This window comes from Parabacteroides provencensis, from assembly GCF_900232875.1.
In the GTDB taxonomy this organism is placed as follows: Bacteria; Bacteroidota; Bacteroidia; order Bacteroidales; family Tannerellaceae; genus Parabacteroides; species Parabacteroides chinchillae.
In genome coordinates this window covers 23223-42958 of the sequence record NZ_LT960491.1, presented here as the reverse complement: position 1 = coordinate 42958, position 19736 = coordinate 23223, and the positions used below count along the sequence as shown (strand labels likewise).

The following is a 19736-nucleotide window of genomic DNA, read 5'->3' as shown; positions in this document are numbered from 1 at the left end:
TTCCTCTTTCCTATGGCGATATGAACCAATGGATAGTTCGTGAAATCCATGAATCCGGGATAATAGGAGGTAATACCAAATATCTTTATGAATTAGGTCCTACAGATACAATTAAAGGAAATATAGCATATCGTAACAAAGGAGGCTCTCCGTGGGCAACATCTAATGTAATGGCAAAAGTTGCAGGTGTTGTTAAGACAAATACATCTGTTTTTCCGGAACGTAGAGATGACGGTTGGTGTGCCCGGCTGGAAACTCGTATGGAAAGTGTAAAGGTTTTAGGTTTGGTTGATATAGAAGTTATTGCTGCCGGTTCTATCTTTTTAGGAGCGGTTCATGAGCCTATAAAAGGAACTAAAAACCCGCAAAGTATGTTAGGTGCTGGAGTAGCATTCACTGGTAAGCCTAAAGCGCTTCGTTTTGATTATAAAACGAAGATGGTTCAGGAGGATTATCGTATACGCAGTACTGGTTTTAGCAGGCAGTCAAAACTTGCGGGCGCAGATTCTATTGAAGTTAATCTCTACTTGCAAAAGCGCTGGGAAGATAATGCCGGAAACGTATATGCAAAGCGGATTGGCACAATGGTACACCGGTTTACTACCTCTACAAACGGATGGGTAAATGCTGCAACTTTTCCTATTTTATATGGAGACATTACTTCACATCCCGAATATAAACCTTATATGAGGCTTCAAGCCGAAGAACGCTATACTTTAAATAGTAAAGGGAAAAGTGTTCCTGTAAAAGAAGTGGGGTGGGCTGAAGAAGGTGAGACGCCAACACATATAATCACGCAATTTGTCTCAAGTAACGGAGGTGCTTATATCGGTTCTCCGGGTAATACATTTTGGGTTGACAATGTGAAATTGATATATTAATTAATTGAAAATTGGAAATGGAAAGTTGGTAATTCAAGGTAGTGTTTGTAATTTTCCGTTCTCAATAACCATTTTCAATTATGAATGAAATAGAAGCAAAGATAAAGGCCCTGCGTGATGAGCTGGAGCAGCACAATTATAATTATTATATACTTTCTTCTCCGGTGATATCAGACCAGGAGTTTGATGTGAAGATGAAAGCACTGCAAGCTCTTGAAAAAGCTTATCCCGAATACGCAGATCCTACCTCTCCTACGCAAAGGGTCGGTAGTGATTTGTCTAAAGAGTTTGAGCAGGTAGAGCATAAATATCCGATGCTTTCTTTAGGCAATACATATTCGGAAGAGGAAGTCCGTGATTTTTATGAACGTACGGAACGTTTCTTAAACGAACCTTTCGAAATCATTGCCGAATTAAAATATGACGGTACCTCAATTTCTCTTATATATGAAAATGGACGTTTAGCCCGGGCTGTTACTCGTGGGGATGGAACCCGTGGAGACGACGTTACGGCAAATGTAAAGACAATCCGTTCCATTCCTTTAAAATTAAGAGGGGATAATTACCCTGGTGAGTTTGAAATCCGAGGAGAAATATTATTGCCCTGGTCCGAATTTGACCGGTTAAACAAGGAGCGTGAAGAACAAGAAGAGCCATTGTTTGCAAACCCCCGTAATGCGGCATCCGGCACATTGAAACAACAAAATCCCCGCATTGTAGCCTCTCGAAAGCTGGATGCTTATTTTTATTATTTATTGGGAGAAATGCTTCCTGCCGATGGCCATTATGAAAACCTGGAAGCTGCACGTTCGTGGGGCTTTAAAATACCTGATGTTATCTGTAAATGTAATAGCTTAGAGGATATATTTGATTATATATCTTACTGGAATGTTGAAAGGAAGAATCTTCCGGTGGCAACAGATGGTATTGTGTTAAAGGTTAATTCTCTCCGTCAACAAAAGAATTTAGGTTTTACGGCTAAAAGTCCCCGATGGGCTATTGCTTATAAGTTTCAGGCAGAACGTGCTGTTACCCGTTTAAATTCCGTTTCTTTTCAGGTAGGGCGTACCGGGGCTGTAACTCCGGTGGCTAATTTAGAGCCCGTGCAGTTGGCAGGAACAGTTGTTAAGCGTGCATCATTACATAATGCCGATATAATAGAAGGATTGGATTTGCATATAGGAGATAATGTCTACGTTGAAAAAGGGGGAGAAATTATACCTAAGATTGTAGGTGTTGATCTTGATTCCCGCTCTTTGCTTATAGGAGATAAAGTCAGGTTTGTCCGTACTTGTCCGGTTTGTGGAACCAAGTTGGTTCGCCCGGAAGGAGAAGCTGCACATTATTGTCCGAATGAAACGGGATGTCCGCCTCAGATTAAAGGACGGATAGAGCATTTTGTTACACGCAAAGCTATGAATATAAATATCGGCCCCGAAACGGTAGAAGATTTGTATAATGCTGGCTTAATTAAGAATTCTGCCGATTTATATACTTTACAAATACCCGATTTATTACTTTTAGAACGTTGGGCGGAGAAAAGCGCACGGAATTTAATGGAGAGCCTTCTCGAATCAAAGCAAGTTCCGTTTGGGCGTGTATTGTATGCATTAGGAATCCGTTATGTTGGTGAAACAATCGCTAAACGGTTAGCCAATGCATTTCATTCTATGGCGGAATTGGAAGAAGCGTCATTTGAAAAACTAATTGAAGTGGATGTAATAGGCGAGCGTATTGCTAAAAGCGTAATAGATTATTTTGCTGACGAACGGAACAGGGAGTTGGTTAATCGTTTAAAAGAATATGGGCTGCAAATGACTGTTTCCGAAGAAATGATATCTGATCGTTCCGATAAATTACAAGGGTTGACGATTGTTATTAGCGGAACGTTTTCTAAACATTCCAGGGATGAATATAAAATGATGATCGAACGGCACGGAGGGAAGAATAGCGGTTCGGTTTCCGGTAAAACCGATTATATTCTTGCAGGAGAAAATATGGGTCCGGCTAAATTGGAAAAAGCTGAAAAGTTGGGTGTTAAAATAATTAATGAAGACGATTTCTTAAATATGCTAACTCAATGATTTTAACTAATTATTTTATAAAAAGGAAAGTTCGCTCGTTGGTAAATAAAGGTTCCAAACGTGATCATTGTTTCCGGGGAATGAAAGAAGCCCGTACGGTTTTGGTAATGTACGATGCCAAAGATCAGAATATCATGGAACCTTGCCTGGAAACAATCCGGATGATGCATAAGCAAGTAAAAACCTTTGTTTATGGGACAGCGGAAACGGAGATAGATTCGGATTCAAGTGTTTCTTTATGTGCCAAAACTGATCTGGACTTTTGGGGATTTCCGAAGGAATCTGTATGCAATAAACTGAAAGCTATTAATGCAGATATATTGATAGACCTATCCAAACCGTTTAATTATGTGTCGCAATACCTCATGTTATTGCATCCATGTGACTTTAAGGTCGGCATCAAAAGAAACGAACAAGATTTATATGATCTTTCTATTTCTGTGACAAGCAGAGATGATATCAAACATTTATTCGGACATATATTATTTTATTTGCAGACAATCCGTTCAAAGTGATATAATTTCTTTATTTTTGCAGTGCTAATAACAAAAAGGAATAATTTCCCCATGGCAGACATAAATTTAAGAGGAATGGGAGTCGCTTTGATTACTCCGTTCAAAGAAGATGAGAGTGTAGATTACGAGGCGTTAGGCAAGTTGGTAGATTTCCAGGTGCAGAACGGTACAGATTATTTGGTTGTGCTGGGCACTACTGCAGAAACCCCTACACTTACGGAAGAAGAAAAAAAGAAAATTATCAATTTAGTGGTAACGAAGGTACGTAGCCGTATTCCTATTGTATTGGGGGTTGGTGGTAACTGTACCCGTTCTATAGTTGAAAAATTGAAGAATGATAATTTTGAAGGGATAGATGCCATTTTATCAGTTGTTCCTTATTATAATAAACCATCACAGGAAGGTATTTACCAACATTATAAAGCAATAGCCGAAGCAACAACACTTCCTGTCGTATTGTATAATGTTCCCGGAAGAACGGGGGTGAATATGACTGCAGAAACAACATTGCGTCTTGCCCGTGATTTTAAGAACGTAGTGGCTATAAAAGAAGCATCCGGCAACTTTACCCAGATGGACGATATTATTAAAAATAAGCCGGCCAACTTTAATGTGATTTCCGGAGATGACGGCGTTGCATTCCCTCTTATTACATTAGGTGCGATAGGTGTGATTTCTGTAATTGGAAATGCTTTCCCCAGGGAATTCAGCCGTATGGTACGTCTGGCTTTGGCTGGTGATTATAATAGTGCACGTACGATTCATCATAGCTTTACGGAGCTGTTCAGCTTACTGTTTGTGGATGGAAATCCGGCAGGAGCGAAAAGTATGTTGAATGCAATGGGATTTATTGAAAATAAACTACGCCTTCCATTGGTGCCGACTCGTATCGTTACATTCGAAAAGATACGTGACGTATTGCGCCAGTTAAGTATTAAATGCTAGGAGTAATCCAAAGATACAAAGTTTTACTATTCTTTTCTTTTAAGTTTTCGGCTTGGCTTTAATTGCCGTCTGCTTTAGCAGATAACAATTAAAGCCAAGCCGAAAACTTTTTCTATCTATGGATCAGATATCCCGCACACAGCGAACATACCAACCGCCATATGTGTGGCCGCTACCGAAATCGCCGCTGGAGAAATACACTCCGCTGCGGTTACCAGCATTACCATTGTAGACCGAACTACTCCAGTAGGCATCTCTGATGAACGTAGCGAAGCCTGATACGGATTCTAATGCCGCCCTATTCTGATACATTGCCAACAACTCTATAATTGTAGGAATACGCCAACCGCTACCCAAAGCTGTACACTGAGCTTTGGCATTGCCATTATCATATTGATACAAGTCTGATGACTGAGTTTTTGATACTTCTATAGAATAAGGCGTACTTATAGTAACACTAGAGGAAACACCTTTATAATCGGAACCAAGGGTACCCGTAACTACACCACCATCGTAATTGAATGGAGGGTATTTAGTTAAATCACTTCCTGGCCAAGCTTTATATGTATTGGCTGACGCTTGATTAATCGGTACCCACACAGAAGCCACGCTGTGCCATATCCGGGGATCGTCATTTTTATAGTATGAATTATTGGTGTAGTTTGTTATTTCGTTTCTAATGAATTCGAGCGGGGAGTTGATGTTTACCGTCAACGTGTAGTTTGTGTGTCGGCGTAGTGAGAAGTCTCCCACACTGCCGCTTTTGCCTATAAAGACCTCGAAATAGCATGTGTAGGCATCGTCTGTTGCCAGGGTTTTGCTTCCTGTCAGCATTACCCTCGCAGCATCGGGTGCTTTCAGCCTGTTTCTTTCGGTGGCGTTAGTGGCCGAGTAGCCGGATTGTACGTTTTCTCCTACATACCAGGTTACGGTGTTTGCATTTACGGAGGTGGAGTTTTCTATGCCAATAGGGTTTGTGTTGTTTCCTGTTCCGTCGTAGTTGTTTTTTGTTCCGAAGCACTTTTTTCCTATGTTTACGAGTTGGATTCCTGTGCGCGGTATGCTTCCTCCGCCTTGTGAGCTATAAGGTATGGAGAAGGTTTGATTCACTACCGTCACTTTTGCCAGTGTGCGGTAGAGCTGTACGGAGGCTGTGCCACCAAAAGTACCCGATGACAAGTTAACCGTTGCTGTTCCCGCGTAGGGTACGTCCGCGTCTGCGGCTATATTGTTCGTCATCACCAGTGTTTGAAAGTTTGCATAGTTTCCTGTGAAGTTCGCAAAGCTTCCTGTGCCTCCCGTGCTGGCGTAGCTGTTTGTTGCCGCATTGTCGTTTGCTACAATCACTAGCCGGCAACTTGTTGCTGCCGGATCAGCTACGTTTGTAAAGGTTACTATTTTGTTTGTGTTTGCCGTCATGGTTCCGATGTTGGCTCTGCCGTTGAACGTTCCGTCGCTCTTAAAGAGGAGGGCGTAGACGTTTTTCAGCGTTGTTGGCGCTTTGGTCATCGGACTGGAAACAGCAACGCTGTCCGCATCACTCGATACCAGTTCGTAGCTGAAGCCTGCTTGGGCGGCTTCGCTTCCCGGGGCTGCTTCGCGGATTAGCGCTCTCGTCTCCGGTATGGCTTCTACGTCGGTTTTGAGCGTAAGTGTCAGGGTATGTCCTGTGGTTTTGTCTTTTTCTAGTCCGTCGTCGTCGTTGCAGGCGGTCAATGCAGGCAGCATTGCCAGCATTATCAGGAAACCGGCCGCGAGGTAGCGGGTTTTGATCGCTTTTGTTTGTTCCATAACTTTGAATTTAGAGAGTTAATATTAGGTTGAAAATTGAGAAATCCGTTCTGTAGAGCCTCTGTAGGCCTACGGAGGTATCACTGGAGCTCCGGCAACGGTTTTGTAGGGGTACAGAATGGCTGCCGGCGCGTCTGTAATGGTTTTGTAGGCCTACAAAATGGCTGCAGCTACTCCGGTAATGGTTTTGTAGGGGTACGGAGCCTCCGCCGGTGCGTCGGTGATACTTTTGTAGGTGTACGGAGGTTTTCCGTGTGGTACGGACACACGTTTTCGGCAGGTTGCAAGGGCAGCCTGCTATGTTTTGATTGAGTTTTACCGGGAAAAAGGAGGAGGAAAGGTTACGTTTTTTTTGCAAAATTTCCTTCTTCATGAAGAAGGTCTGCGGAACATGTATGTTCCGCAGATATATGTCTTATACAAGGAATGTATTTCATCTTGTTTATGAAATGTTGCGGGGGCAAAGATAGGGATTTCTTGCGCGGAAAGGAAAAATATCTGCGTAAATCTGCGCTTGTTTGCGTTTTGAACTGTTGTTTTAATTTTCTTCCGCCGGCTGGTATAAATAGCGTTTGATGCTTCGCTTCGGTGTCTTTTCGAATTCTTCCTGATAAAGTTTGAAGCACGATACTTTGCTATAGGCAGGCATCTCGGTGTTGAGCAGGTCTACATTGGCCTGCATAAGTTTTTCTATCTCACTGTGCTGAATGCCGGCTTTGTCTACCTGTTCCCAATCGGGGTAGATAAGGGCAATCAACTTGCCATTTTGCGAGATAATGATAGACTCTGCCACGTAAAGCATATTATTGAGACGGTCTTCTATTTCTTCGGGGTAAATATTTTGTCCGCTAGGGCCTAGTATCATGCTTTTGCTGCGTCCACGGATAAAGAGCGAACCGGTAGAATCTATGGTACCAAGGTCTCCGGTGCGCATCCAGCCGTCAGGCATCATTACGGCTTTGGTCGCTTCGGGGTTCTTGTAATATCCAAGCATTACGTTCATGCCGCGCACCAATATTTCGCCAACTTCATTTTCCGGATCGGAGGAGTCTATACGCGCTTCCATTCTGTCTACGATGCGTCCTACGGAACCTTGTTCGAACACATCCCATTGTGCATACGAAACCAACGGACCGCATTCCGTCATTCCATATCCTACGGTATAACGGAAATTGATGGATTTAAGAAACGCTTCCACTTCTTTATTTAAAGCGGCTCCGCCTATAACAATCTCTCCGAAGTTGTTGCCGAAAGCCGTATTTAGCTTTGTTGCAATTGTATCACGTATTTTTTGATCGATGTAAGGAACCTTCAGTAAAAGTTTGATAAGCGGTTTCTCCAGCTCCGGGAATACTTTGTTCTTGACAATTTTTTCGATGATAAGAGGTACGGCCAGTATTAATGACGGTTTGATGGTAGCAAATGCTTCGGCAATGATTTTAGGACTTGGTGTACGGGTCAGGAAGTGTACATGGCATCCTTTGTTAACCGAATTCAGTATCTCGAATGCAAGTCCGTACATGTGTGCCATCGGAAGCATACATACAATATTGTCGCCCGGATGAATAAACGGTAAATTGTCGTATGCAAATTGCGTATTGCTCCATAAGCTGCGATAAGGAATCATTACCCCTTTCGAAAAGCTGGTTGTACCCGACGTATAGTTTAGTACGGCCAGTTCTTCTGGTTTTTCCAGATGATATTTTACATCGCCGGCGGTGAATGAACGGGGATACTTTTTCCCGAAATATTCATTGATACGTTCCCGCACGGTAGTTACTTCTTTATTCTTACTATGAATAATGGAAAAATTATCCAGCATCATAAATAATCTGACGTCCGGCATCATCTTTTCATTCATATTTTCCCAGTTGCTTGAAGCGGCAAGTACGGCCTTTGCTTCGGAATGGTTAACGATATGGTGTATGTTATCCGGCTTGAATTCGTGAAGGATGGGAACTGCAACAGCCCCGTATGCCAGTATGCCGAAAAAGCAGATAGCCCAGTTGGATGAGTTTCGTCCTACCAGAGCTACTTTATCTCCTTGTTTGATGCCCGCATGTTCTAATATTATATGGAACTTTTCTATTCGGCGGGCTACGTCTTTATAATGATATGTATGTCCGTTATAGTCGGAAAAAGCGGGCAAATCCCAATGCTCTTTTATGCTGTTCTCTATCAGCCCCAAAAAACGATTCTCCATGTTGTTTTATTTATATTGAGAATAACCAGAAAGTTAAAGTGAATGTTGCAAATATAGCAAAAAACATATATGTTTGTTCGGTATTGTAATATTCTTATTTCAGTATAATTAACCGGAGTAAAAGTAGGGTAGCATTGGCTATGTTACTTGTTTGCATAAATCAAAATACAAGATGGAAACAACAAATGCATTTGGCATGAACGACCGTATCAAACGGCTACGTAAACAAACGTTTGAAGCAGAACCTTCTCTTTCTATCGAACGTGCCCTTATCGAGACCCGTTTTTATAAGGAGAATGAAGGTAAATATCCGATACCTGTTCTCAGGGCATTAAATTTCCTCGAGATATGCAAACATAAAACCATTTATATCGGCCGGGATGAACTAATTGTCGGAGAGCGTGGCCCGTCACCAAAATCTGTTCCTACTTTCCCCGAACTTACTTGCCATAGTATAGAAGACCTGCATATATTGAATACGCGGGAATTGCAACGTTATACTATTTCCCAACAAGATATTGATACTTACGAAAGAGAGGTTATACCTTATTGGAAGGGACGTACGCAACGCGAACGAATCTTTAGCCATGTACCCGGGGAATGGAAATTGGCTTATGAGACCGGTATGTTCACGGAATTTATGGAACAGCGTGCTCCCGGCCATACTGCTTTGGACGGGAAGGTTTATAAATATGGTTTGTTGGATTTAAAAGAGCAGATTGCTTCCGGACTGGCAGCATTGGACTACATGAATGATCCGGAAGCTACCGATAAGCAGGAGGAGCTTACTGCCATGTCTATCTCCTGTGATGCAGCTATTCTTTTTGCAGAAAGGCATGCGGACATGGCTGATAAAATGTCTTGTGAAGAGAAAGACCCTAAACGGGCTTCCGAGTTGCGTAAGATTGCCGAAGTATGCCGTTGGGTTCCGGCTCATGCTCCCCGTACCTACTGGGAAGCAATTCAGATGTATTGGTTTGTACATTTGGGTACAATTACGGAGTTGAACGGTTGGGATGCCATGAACCCCGGACATTTTGACCAGCACCTGGCTCCTTTTTATGAAAAAGAAATAGCTGAAGGTTCTTTGACGCGTGATGAAGCGAAGGAACTAATGTCGTGTTTCTTTATAAAAGTCAATAATCATACAGCTCCCCCTAAGGTGGGGATTACGGCTAAGGAGAGCGGGACATACAATGATTTTACAAATCTGAATATCGGAGGAATAAAAGCAGACGGTAGCGATGGGGTAAGCGAAGTGTCGTATATCATGTTGGAAGTGATAGAAGAATTGCATATTCTTCAACCCGGCAGTGCGATTCATGTCGGTACGCGTACACCCGAAAGGTTTTTGCGTGCCGGATGTAAAGTAATCCGCCAGGGACATGGTTATCCTTCAGTGTTTAACCCGGATGTTTATGTACAGGAACTAATACGGCAAGGCAAGTCGTTGCGAGATGCACGCGAAGGAGGATGTAGTGGATGTATTGAAGTAGGGGCTTTCGGTAAAGAGGCTTATGTGTTGACCGGTTATTTGAATGTTCCTAAAGTTTTGGAAGTTACTTTGCATAATGGCGTAGATCCTGTTTCAGGGCAGAAGGTCGGACTGGAGACAGGTAATCCGTGTGATTTTAAAAGCTATGATGAGTTATATGCCGCTTTTCTGAAGCAGGTTCATTATTTTGTGGATATGAAAGTGCGTGTAAGTAATTATATCGACCGTATGTTTGCCAAGTATGCTCCGGCTACCTTTCTCTCTTTATTTATAGACGATTGTATCGCTAAAGGAAAGGATTACTATAACTGTGGGCCACGCTATAATACAACCTATATCCAGTGTACCGGCCTGGGAACTGTTACTGACAGCCTTTGCTCTCTGAAAAAGCATGTTTTTGAGGATAAGACATTTTGTATGGCTGAAATGCTGGAAGCCTTAACTACTAACTTTGAAGGTAAGGAGGCCATGCGCCAACGTATATTAAACAGGACTCCATTCTTTGGAAACGACGACGATTATGCCGATCAGATTGCCATAAATGTTTACGACGATTTATATGATGCTATAGAGGGTAAGCCGAACACGAAAGGAGAGTGTTTCCATTTGAATATGCTATCAACCACCTGCCATGTCTATTTCGGCAAAGTGACGGGAGCTATGCCTAACGGAAGGCTTGCCGGCAAAGCTATATCGGATGGTACGTCTCCTTCGCATGGGGCAGATACGCATGGGCCTTCGGCTGTGGTTAAATCATTGGGTAAACTGGACCAGGTAAAAAGTGGAGGCACTTTACTGAATCAACGTTTTATGCCTTCTTTGTTAAAACGGGAGGAAGATATATCCAAACTCTGCTCTCTGATCCGTAGTTATTTTGCTTTGGGAGGACATCATATTCAGTTTAATATAGTAGATACGGAGACGCTGTATGCTGCACAGAAATGTCCCGAAGAATACCGCGATTTGCTGGTGCGTGTGGCCGGCTATAGCGACTACTTTAATGATATGAATGCCGATTTACAGGCAGATGTTATTGCGCGTACGGAACAGGAAAGCTTTTAACTATGCTGGTTTTCGATATAAAGCGATATGCTATTAATGACGGGCCGGGCATTCGTATAACAATCTTTATGAAGGGATGCCCGCTGTCGTGTGTATGGTGTCATAATCCGGAAGGTATATCCGGACAAAGACAGAAACTATATACAAGACAGAAATGTCTGGGCTGTGGTGCTTGTGTGGATGCTTGTCCCGGGCATGCCCTCTGGCTGACTTCAGAAGGTGTTTCTTCCGATGTTTCACTTTGTACGGTGTGCGGTAAGTGTGCGGATGTGTGTCCTTCGCTGGCAATGGAAATATCCGGTAAGGAGTATACGGCCGACGAACTGATGAAAGAAATCAGGAAGGAAATACTTTTTATGGACTGCTCCGAAGGCGGGGTAACTTTCTGCGGAGGTGAACCGCTGATGCATCCCGATTTTTTATTGGAACTATTACAACGTTGTGGAAAGGAAGGTATTCACCGTGCTGTAGATACGACTTTGTATGCACGCCCAACATTAGTTCGGCAAGTGATGGAACATACAGATCTTTTTCTTATCGACTTGAAACTGATGAATTCTTTTTGGCATAAGAAGTATTGTGGCGTGCCGAATGAATTAATTCTATCTAACCTGCGGATGGTAGCCGATGCCGGTAAAGAGTTCATTATCCGTATACCTTTGATTGAGGGTATAAATACAGATGAAGATAATATTCGTCAAAGCGCATCTTTCCTTGCTTCACTTCCGCATCACCTTAAGGTTGTAAACCTACTGCCTTACCATGATATAGGTAAAAATAAACATGAGAAATTGGGTTCTGTTTATAATCCGGACCAATTTCCCATGTCAACTCCGTCAGAGAATCTACAACAGAAATGCGTAGAGATATTCCATTCGTACGGAATAAATGCAAAGATAGGAGGTTAATCGGTTACATCTTCTTTTTTCTTTAGCATACAGCCGTTATAATACTGGTATTTTAATCACTACCTTGCGGATGCTGCCTTGGCCGATGCCTGGCGCGTGGCCGTCTTCAGGAAAATAGATAACAAATTGTCCCGGATAAATCTTGGTGAAAGCGGTAGGACGATCTACATAAAAGGCAATGTCGTTGTCTTCGTTATAAGGAATCGACTCTTCTTTTAGCTCGCATCCGGCTTTCCATCCTATTTTCTCAACACCAAGCAACGGAGCTTGTATGTCGATATATTTCTTATGGGTTTCGATGGCGGCTTCTGCCTTTTCTTTGCCGAAAAGGCTTGCTATGGATGCTGTTATTTGCTTACCTTCCAGTTCATATTTGCCATCTTCTACTTTCGAGAAATCGGTTGATTTCAGGTAGTCGAAAGCTTCTTTGAATAAAGGATGAAGACTTTCAAACCGTGCTGAATTACATAATGAATCTAGTATCATGGTATAATTTTTGTGTTTTTGTTTTTGGTAATTTTGTTGCCAAAGGTAACCATTTTCGGTGTACCTTTGTTATTCATAATATAAATAAGGTGTAAAAGGTTATAAAGGATATTATATAATGAAAGACTTGGAAACAAAAGTTCTTCCGGTGTTGGAGATGAGTTGTGCCGTATGTGCCGGTAATGTCGAGAATACCGTAAAAGATTTGGCCGGCGTGGAGAAAGCTACTGTCAACTTTGCTGCCAATACGTTAAATGTAACTTACCATCCCGCTATAATCGATCTTAAACAGATAAGGGCTGCCGTACAGGCGGCAGGATATGATCTGGTAATTGAAGAAGAAGATACAGAAGCTATACAGGAAGAAATGTCTCGTAAGCATTATTATAAATTGCGTCGTAATACGATAGGGGCGTGGTTGCTTTCTATTCCTTTGGCTTTGCTCGGTATGGTGTTCATGCAAATGCCTTATGCCAACTGGATAATGATGGTACTGGCATTAACAATTATGCTCTTTTTCGGACGGTCATTTTATATAAATGGTGTCCGTCATGCGTTGCACGGGAGTGCCAATATGGACACTTTGGTTGCTTTAAGTACCTCTATAGCATTTGTATTCAGTTTGTTTAATACGGCCTATCCGCAATTCTGGTATGATAGAGGATTGGAACCGCATGTATACTATGAGGCATCCGGTGTAATTATCGCTTTTGTTCTTTTGGGGAAACTATTGGAAGAGCGGGCAAAGAATAGCACTTCTTCGGCCATTAAGGGATTGATGGGACTACAACCTAAAACGGCTCGTCGTGTTATAGACGGGAAAGAGGAAGAAGTACCTATTTCTTTGTTGCAGATAGGAGATGTAATTAGTGTCCGTCCGGGTGAAAAAATTCCTGTAGATGGTACATTGGTACAAGGGGCATCCTCTGTGGATGAAAGCATGCTCAGTGGAGAACCTATTCCTGTGGAAAAAACAAGCGGTGATCGGGTTTTGGCGGGAACTATCAATCAGAAAGGAGCTTTCACGATGGAAGCTACCGGCGTAGGTGGAGCTACGGTTCTGGCTCAGATTGTACAAATGGTGCAGGCAGCTCAGGGTAGTAAAGCTCCGGTTCAACGGATTGTCGATAAGATAAGTGCAGTCTTTGTGCCTGTAGTTGTAGGACTGGCGGTCGTAACGTTTGCGTGTTGGTTGTTGATAGGCGGCAGTAATTATTTCTCGTACGCTTTATTGTCGGCGGTCTCTGTATTGGTGATTGCTTGTCCCTGTGCATTGGGTTTAGCTACTCCAACAGCTCTGATGGTAGGTATAGGCAAAGGTGCCGAGCGGCATATTCTTATTAAAGACGCTTTTGCCTTGGAGAATATGTGTAAAGTGAATACCGTTGTATTGGACAAGACTGGCACTTTAACGGAAGGCATTCCCGAAGTAACGGATTCATTTTGGCCGGAAGGTTCCACACAACGATATTTGGATGTTCTATATACGGCGGAATTGAAGTCGGAACATCCTTTAGCTTCGGCTATTGTGCGTTCTACAGAAGCTTCCGGAGCGCAGACTTGTGATGTGGACAGCTTTGAAAGTATAACAGGCAGAGGAATCCGTGTGAATGTGGATGGCATGACTTACTGGGCTGGCAGTGCGGGTTTCTTGGAATTATTTGGAGCAACCGTATCTCATTTTACATCTGTACATATTGATAATTGGCAACAAGAGGGTAAAAGTGTTGTATATTACGGACGGAATGACGAAGTTCTGGCTGTAATGGCAATTGCCGATCGTATTAAACCGACTTCGGCTGCTGCTGTGAAAGAATTGACTAGGATGGGTATAGAAGTCCATTTACTTACCGGTGATAGTATCAAGACTGCAGAATCTGTAGCGTCTGCTTTAGGTATACGTTATTATAAGGCGGAAGTATTGCCTAATGACAAGGAGGAATATATAAAAGATTTGCAGAAAGCAGGTAAGCTGGTTGCTATGGTGGGTGATGGCATTAACGATTCGCAAGCCCTGGCACGTGCAGACGTTAGTGTTGCTATGGGGAAAGGTACTGATATAGCAATGGATGTAGCTATGGTTACTTTAATAACTTCAGATCTGCTGTTGTTGCCGGAAGCAATCCGTCTTTCCAAAAGTACGGTAAGGCTTATTCATCAAAACCTGTTCTGGGCCTTTATTTATAATCTGATCGGTATTCCCCTGGCTGCCGGAGTTCTGTTTCCTATAAACGGCCTGTTGCTGAATCCGATGCTGGCAAGTGCAGCTATGGCATTTAGTTCGGTATCGGTAGTGCTTAACAGCCTTCGGCTGAAGTGGAGTAAAATATAAACTTAAAAACAAATCGTATTATGTCTACATTGAAATTTAAGACGAATGCCAAATGTGGCGGTTGTGTGTCTGCCATTGGTGATAAGTTAAATAAGATTTTGAACCCAGGCAATTGGTCGATAGACCTGACGAAGCCGGAAAAGTTACTCATTGTAACAACCGAGCTTCCTGCCACTACTATTATAGCTGCGGTAACTGAAGCAGGATTTAAGGCCGAACAGCTATTGTAAACGAGATGGTAAAACAACGACAAACCTACGGAGAAGAGCTAGCCAATGTGCTTACCCATGGTGCTGGTATGGTATTTGGGATGATAGCACTTGCTGTCTTAATATATAAAGCCGTTTATAGTGGCGATACATGGGCTATAGGGAGTGTGGCCGTGTATGCTGTATGTATGATGTTATCGTATGTTACTTCTACGCTTTATCATGCATCTGCCCATGCGCGGCGTAAACGCCTGTTGAGGCGGTTCGATCATAGCGCTATTTATCTTCATATAGCCGGGACATATACTCCGTTTACATTGCTGGCTTTGCGTAATGAAGGATATTGGGGATGGAGCCTTTTTGCTACGGTTTGGATTGCTGCAATAATAGGAGTGTGGCTTAGCTTCCGCAAGATGAAGAAGAAAGACCATTTGAAAACCGTTTGTTATCTGGCAATGGGATGGGTAGTGGTTATTGCGTTCAAGCCGCTGGTAGATGTTTTCAGGCAAACCGGTTCTATGGATGTATTATACTGGCTTATTGCCGGAGGATTATCATATACGGTTGGAACCATCTTCTTTTATTTGGATAGCCATAAGTATATGCATTCTATCTGGCACGTGTTTGTGTTGGGCGGATCTGTATGCCATTTCTTTGCTATATACAGCCTGATATAAATATTATTCCGTACTTTTGAGGTACGGAAACTTAAATCTGTTATAATATCATGAAAAAACAATTACTATTCGTGTTGCTTGCTGCCGGTATGTGCTACTTTCAGGAAGCAAAGTCACAAGAATTGCCCTCCGATGTAACGCCAAACTATACGTTGGCCCAACGTTTCACCGAAGATAAACTGAAGAATATGCTTTTCTCAACTACGGTGGATCCGCATTGGTTCCGGAAAGGGAATAGTTTTTGGTATGAGTATAAGACAACCAACGGCACAAACTGGTATGTAGTCAATCCTGCAACGAAGACAAAGCATCCGTTGTTTGATCTTGATAAGCTGGCTTCTGAAGTTACGGAAATAATGAAAACTCCGTTTACATCCCAGCACCTTCCCATACAAAAACTGGAAGCCCAAGCGGATGGTTCTACTTTTACGTTCCAGGTAAAGACCCCGAAAGACTCGGCTTACTTCTCCTATGATTATAATACACGCAAACTGACAGAACTGAAAGATAAAAAAGAAGACAAATACCCTGAATGGGCTTCTATTTCTCCGGATGGCAAAACGGTGGTCTATGCCAAGGATATGAATCTGTATCGTATGTCGCGTGAGGATTATGAGAAAGCGAAGAAAGACGAGAATGATAAAACTATCGTAGAGATTCCTTTGACTACGGATTGTGTAAAGAGTTTCGGCTTTGGCGAACCTCGCAGCTTATTGAATACCGACACGCTTTGTAATGGCAAACGCCGTTATCCGGATGATTTGGTTTGGTCTCCCGACTCCCGCCATTTTGCCATTACACTGACCGATAGCCGTGCCGTCAAGGAGCTTTGGGTTATCAACTCCGTGGCAGAACCCCGTCCTACATTGGAAACCTATAAGTACCAAATGCCGGGAGAGGCAGAAGCTCCTGTTGAATACCTGCTTTTGTTTGACATGGATAATAACAGCTATAAGCAGATTGCTACATCTGCCTATAAAGATCAGACATTGCAGATTGCCCGTAAGCCTTTATTGGAGAAACAACGTGATATGAAGGAACAGTCCCGCTGCTGGGTGGGAGACAATAACCGTTTCTTCGTGATACGTTCGAGCAGGGATTTGCACCGTATTGATATATGCTCATATACGATTGGTGAAAGCGCTATCCGTCCTATAATAGAAGAACGTATGAATATCTATATCGAAGTCCGTCCGCTGGCCGCTATCAACAACGGAAAGGAATTGGTTCATTGGAGCGAACGCGATGGATGGGCGCATCTTTATTTATATGATGATCAGGGTAATCTGAAGAAACGTCTCACTTCCGGCCCCTGGCATGTAGACCAGATATTAAAAGTGGACGAAGCTAAACGCGTAGTCTATTTCCTGGCTAATGGAAAGGAGAAAGACGAGAATCCATATTACGAACATCTCTATCGTGTGAATCTGGATGGTAGCGGATTGCAGTTGATCTCCGCCGGCGATTACTTCCACGAAACCCGTATGGATGACGATTGCCAATACTTTGTAGATAACTATTCACGTGTTAATACTGTTCCGTCTTCTGACTTGTACGATAATACGGGACGTAAAATAATGTCGTTGGAACAGAGTGATTTCTCGCAGATGTTTGCTGCCGGCTATCAGTTTCCGCAACCTTTCAAAGTGAAGGCCGACGATGGCATAACCGACTTGTACGGGGTAATGTACAAACCATTCGATTTTGATTCGACAAAAGTATATCCTATTATTGATTATGTATATCCCGGTCCACAGGTGGAGGCTACCGTGTACCCGTTTAAGGCCATGACGCCGCGTACCGACCGTTTGGCTCAGGCAGGCTTTATCGTGATCTCTGTTGGTAATCGCGGCGGACATCCCAGTCGCTCCAAATGGTATCACAACTATGGCTACGGCAACCTGCGAGACTATGGACTGGCCGATCAGAAGGCTGCTATCATGCAATTGGCCGACCGGTATAAATTTATTGATATCCATCGCGTAGGTATTCACGGTCATTCGGGTGGCGGATTTATGTCTACGGCGGCTATCCTGCAATATCCGGATTTCTTTAAGGTGGCAGTATCGTGTGCCGGCAACCACGACAATAAGATTTACAACCGCTGGTGGAGCGAAACGCATCACGGCGTAAAGGAGGAAGTGACGGACAAAGGCGACACTGCTTTTGTGTACAATATCAAGAGCAACCCTGAAATAGCTAAGCAGCTAAAAGGCCATTTATTGCTTATTCACGGGGATATAGACAACAACGTACACCCGGGTAATACGCTTCGTGTGGTAAATGCTTTGATTCGTGCCAATAAACGTTTCGATATGCTTATTCTTCCGCAGCAACGCCACGGTTTTGGTGATATGAACGAGTATTTCTACTGGCGCCTGGTGGATTATTTCTCGCAGCATTTGCTGGGTACGTCTGAGACATCGGTAGATATACCGAACAGATAACAGACGGCTTACAATTCCAAACTCTTTGGAGTTATGCTTACAAACTCTTTGGAGTTATAAGTGCAGAGTGCTTAGAGTTATGGGTGCAGAGTCTTTAGAGTTATGGGTGCAAAGTCTTTAGAGTTATGGGTGCAAAGTCTTTAGAGTTATGCCTGCAGAGTGTTTGGAGTTATGCCTGCAAAGTGTTTGGAATTATCAGTCGAAAAGGAAGGGGGTGTGTCAAAAGTCGGAATTAAGGAACGCAGACTACGCAGACGGAGCGCAGAGAAACGCAGACCGTATTGATTATTAATAAAATCAGTCTGCGTTTTTCTGCGTGTTCTGCGTCCGGTAATAGCGTTTTGACACACCCCCTACCTTTTCGTATAAGAAGTTCTTTTTTACAGTCCGCTAAAGTCTACCCCTTCAAATACCAGCGATGGTATCCTCCAGCTTGAAGACATGCGCGGATCATTGCCTGCCTCTGCCAGATTGCTCCACAAAGTAAGCATGTTTCCTGTAACATTCATTTCGGAAACGGGTTGTGCAAGTTTCCCTTTTTCGACCAGAAAGCCTTCTATACCATATGAAAAATCTCCGGTTGTACTGTTACAGTTACCTCCGTTGAAACCGGTCACAAGGATTGCCTTATCTGCAGACGCAATCAATCCGTTTAAATCTTTGTCACCCGGTTGCAGAGCCAGAATGGAAGGAGAAGTAATGGTTGGTTCCATATCCATCTTGTTTGCCGTGTAGGTATCGATATAATATGTTTTAAGAATACCGTTTTCGAATACAGGCAGTTTCTTGGTTGCCACTCCTTCGCCGTCAAAGTAACGCGCCCCCGATGCCCGGATAAGATGTGGTTCATCCATTAATGTAATCTTTTCTCCGATTACTTGTTGATTCAGTTTATCAAGTAAAAAAGAGTTGCGTTGCTGGATAGAAGAACCATATAGTGCGTCAATTACGGGAGATAGGAGACGGGCCGAGTTCATGTTGTCTACAATCATCGTGTACTTGCCTGATGCTATCTTTTTCTGTCCCAGTTTCCGGAAAACACGTTCAAGGGCTTTTACTCCGATTCCTTCCTTCATTAAAGTATCGTAATAGAGGGAAGAATCATACCAATATGATTCGGGGCGGGCATCGCCTTCGCCGCGGATACTTACGCTTGCCACCAAACTAAAAGACGAACCGCATGCGTCTCCTTCAAAGCCGTTGCTGGCAACCATATATTTAAAGTCCTTTTCATCGCTGTACGAAGAATTGGCCGAGATAATGCGGTCGTCTTTTCCCATCATTTCTTCGCAGGTTTTCATAGCCAGGGCAACTTTGTCGTCCGGTTGGATAGAATCGAATTTGGGATCCAGCAACTGTAAGTCTGCACTGCCTCCTTTATAATAGAGGGAAGCATCCGGCAGGGTGCGTGCTTTATCTTCTGCCAGATAACGGGTAGAGTCGATGCCGTTGCGGATAAACTTTTCCAATTCCTGCTTGTCCAGACGGTTCGTAGAAAATGAACCATAACGGCCGTCTACAAACAGGTGAATCACCAAACTGTTTTCCGAAGCCTGTTGCAGGCGGTCTATTTTCATGTCGCGAATCTCGAAAGAGCTGCTCGAACCATTGTACAGACTTACGCGCGATGCCTGGCAACCATTCTTTAACGCATATTCCATAGCCCACTGGGCTAGCTTTTTATTTTCTTTAGTTATCATA

The 19736-nt window shown here is 43.1% G+C and carries 14 protein-coding genes; 10 read left to right on the top strand and 4 right to left on the bottom strand.

The window, feature by feature from the left end; all coding sequences use genetic code 11:
* Positions 1 to 20: 20 nt before the first annotated feature.
* The 4 genes from CTY47_RS13555 to dapA all read left to right on the top strand — a co-directional run bounded on the left by CTY47_RS13555 (position 21) and on the right by dapA (position 4425).
* Positions 21 to 881, top strand: a complete 861-nt coding sequence (locus CTY47_RS13555; RefSeq protein ID WP_394340720.1) for a PCMD domain-containing protein — start codon at positions 21 to 23, stop codon at positions 879 to 881.
* A gap of 80 nt (positions 882 to 961) precedes the next feature.
* Complete coding sequence (ligA, locus tag CTY47_RS13550) at positions 962 to 2965, top strand: NAD-dependent DNA ligase LigA (RefSeq protein WP_099465325.1); 2004 nt, start codon at positions 962 to 964, stop codon at positions 2963 to 2965.
* Complete coding sequence (locus CTY47_RS13545; protein WP_099465324.1) at positions 2962 to 3480, top strand: DUF6913 domain-containing protein; 519 nt, start codon at positions 2962 to 2964, stop codon at positions 3478 to 3480. Before ligA ends, CTY47_RS13545 begins: the two co-directional genes overlap by 4 nt.
* 51 nt (positions 3481 to 3531) lie before the next feature.
* On the top strand, positions 3532 to 4425 hold the full coding sequence (gene dapA, locus CTY47_RS13540; protein ID WP_099465323.1) for a 4-hydroxy-tetrahydrodipicolinate synthase: 894 nt from the start codon (positions 3532 to 3534) through the stop codon (positions 4423 to 4425).
* 123 nt (positions 4426 to 4548) lie between these two features.
* Here the strand turns inward: dapA and CTY47_RS13535 are convergent, their stop codons facing one another.
* Both CTY47_RS13535 and CTY47_RS13525 read right to left on the bottom strand, forming a co-directional pair.
* On the bottom strand, positions 4549 to 6216 hold the full coding sequence (locus CTY47_RS13535) for an Lcl C-terminal domain-containing protein (RefSeq protein ID WP_099465322.1): 1668 nt from the start codon (positions 6214 to 6216) through the stop codon (positions 4549 to 4551).
* Between the two features lie 538 nt (positions 6217 to 6754).
* A complete protein-coding gene (locus tag CTY47_RS13525) occupies positions 6755 to 8419 on the bottom strand; it encodes an AMP-binding protein (RefSeq protein ID WP_099465320.1) in 1665 nt (554 codons plus the stop codon).
* A 172-nt stretch (positions 8420 to 8591) separates the two neighbouring features.
* Here CTY47_RS13525 and hypD point away from each other — a divergent pair, with 172 nt between their 5' ends.
* On the top strand, positions 8592 to 10976 hold the full coding sequence (hypD, locus tag CTY47_RS13520) for a trans-4-hydroxy-L-proline dehydratase (protein WP_099465319.1): 2385 nt from the start codon (positions 8592 to 8594) through the stop codon (positions 10974 to 10976).
* 2 nt (positions 10977 to 10978) lie between these two features.
* Positions 10979 to 11884 (top strand): glycyl-radical enzyme activating protein, encoded by a 906-nt coding sequence (locus CTY47_RS13515; protein WP_099465318.1) that lies wholly within the window; start codon positions 10979 to 10981, stop codon positions 11882 to 11884.
* Positions 11885 to 11920: 36 nt separating this feature from the next.
* On the opposite strand, the gene CTY47_RS13510 is transcribed toward CTY47_RS13515, so the two are convergent.
* Positions 11921 to 12370 (bottom strand): YhcH/YjgK/YiaL family protein, encoded by a 450-nt coding sequence (locus tag CTY47_RS13510; RefSeq protein ID WP_099465317.1) that lies wholly within the window; start codon positions 12368 to 12370, stop codon positions 11921 to 11923.
* A 118-nt stretch (positions 12371 to 12488) separates the two neighbouring features.
* Between CTY47_RS13510 and CTY47_RS13505 the strand changes: the two genes are divergently transcribed.
* Genes CTY47_RS13505 through CTY47_RS13490 form a run of 4 tightly spaced genes read left to right on the top strand, consistent with a single transcriptional unit; the run spans position 12489 to position 18035 of the window.
* Entirely contained in the window at positions 12489 to 14702 is a 2214-nt protein-coding gene (locus CTY47_RS13505; protein WP_099465316.1) for a heavy metal translocating P-type ATPase, read from the top strand.
* A 20-nt stretch (positions 14703 to 14722) separates the two neighbouring features.
* The gene (locus tag CTY47_RS13500; protein ID WP_099465315.1) at positions 14723 to 14932 is read left to right on the top strand and encodes a heavy-metal-associated domain-containing protein; all 210 of its coding nucleotides are present in this window, start codon (positions 14723 to 14725) and stop codon (positions 14930 to 14932) included.
* A 5-nt stretch (positions 14933 to 14937) separates the two neighbouring features.
* Positions 14938 to 15588, top strand: coding sequence for a PAQR family membrane homeostasis protein TrhA (gene trhA, locus CTY47_RS13495; protein ID WP_099465314.1), 651 nt, complete (start codon positions 14938 to 14940; stop codon positions 15586 to 15588).
* 50 nt (positions 15589 to 15638) lie between these two features.
* Positions 15639 to 18035: a S9 family peptidase gene (locus tag CTY47_RS13490; protein ID WP_099465313.1), complete on the top strand. Its 2397-nt coding sequence runs from the start codon at positions 15639 to 15641 to the stop codon at positions 18033 to 18035.
* A gap of 380 nt (positions 18036 to 18415) precedes the next feature.
* Here the strand turns inward: CTY47_RS13490 and CTY47_RS13485 are convergent, their stop codons facing one another.
* Positions 18416 to 19735 (bottom strand): TldD/PmbA family protein, encoded by a 1320-nt coding sequence (locus CTY47_RS13485; RefSeq protein WP_099465312.1) that lies wholly within the window; start codon positions 19733 to 19735, stop codon positions 18416 to 18418.
* Position 19736 lies beyond the last annotated feature (1 nt).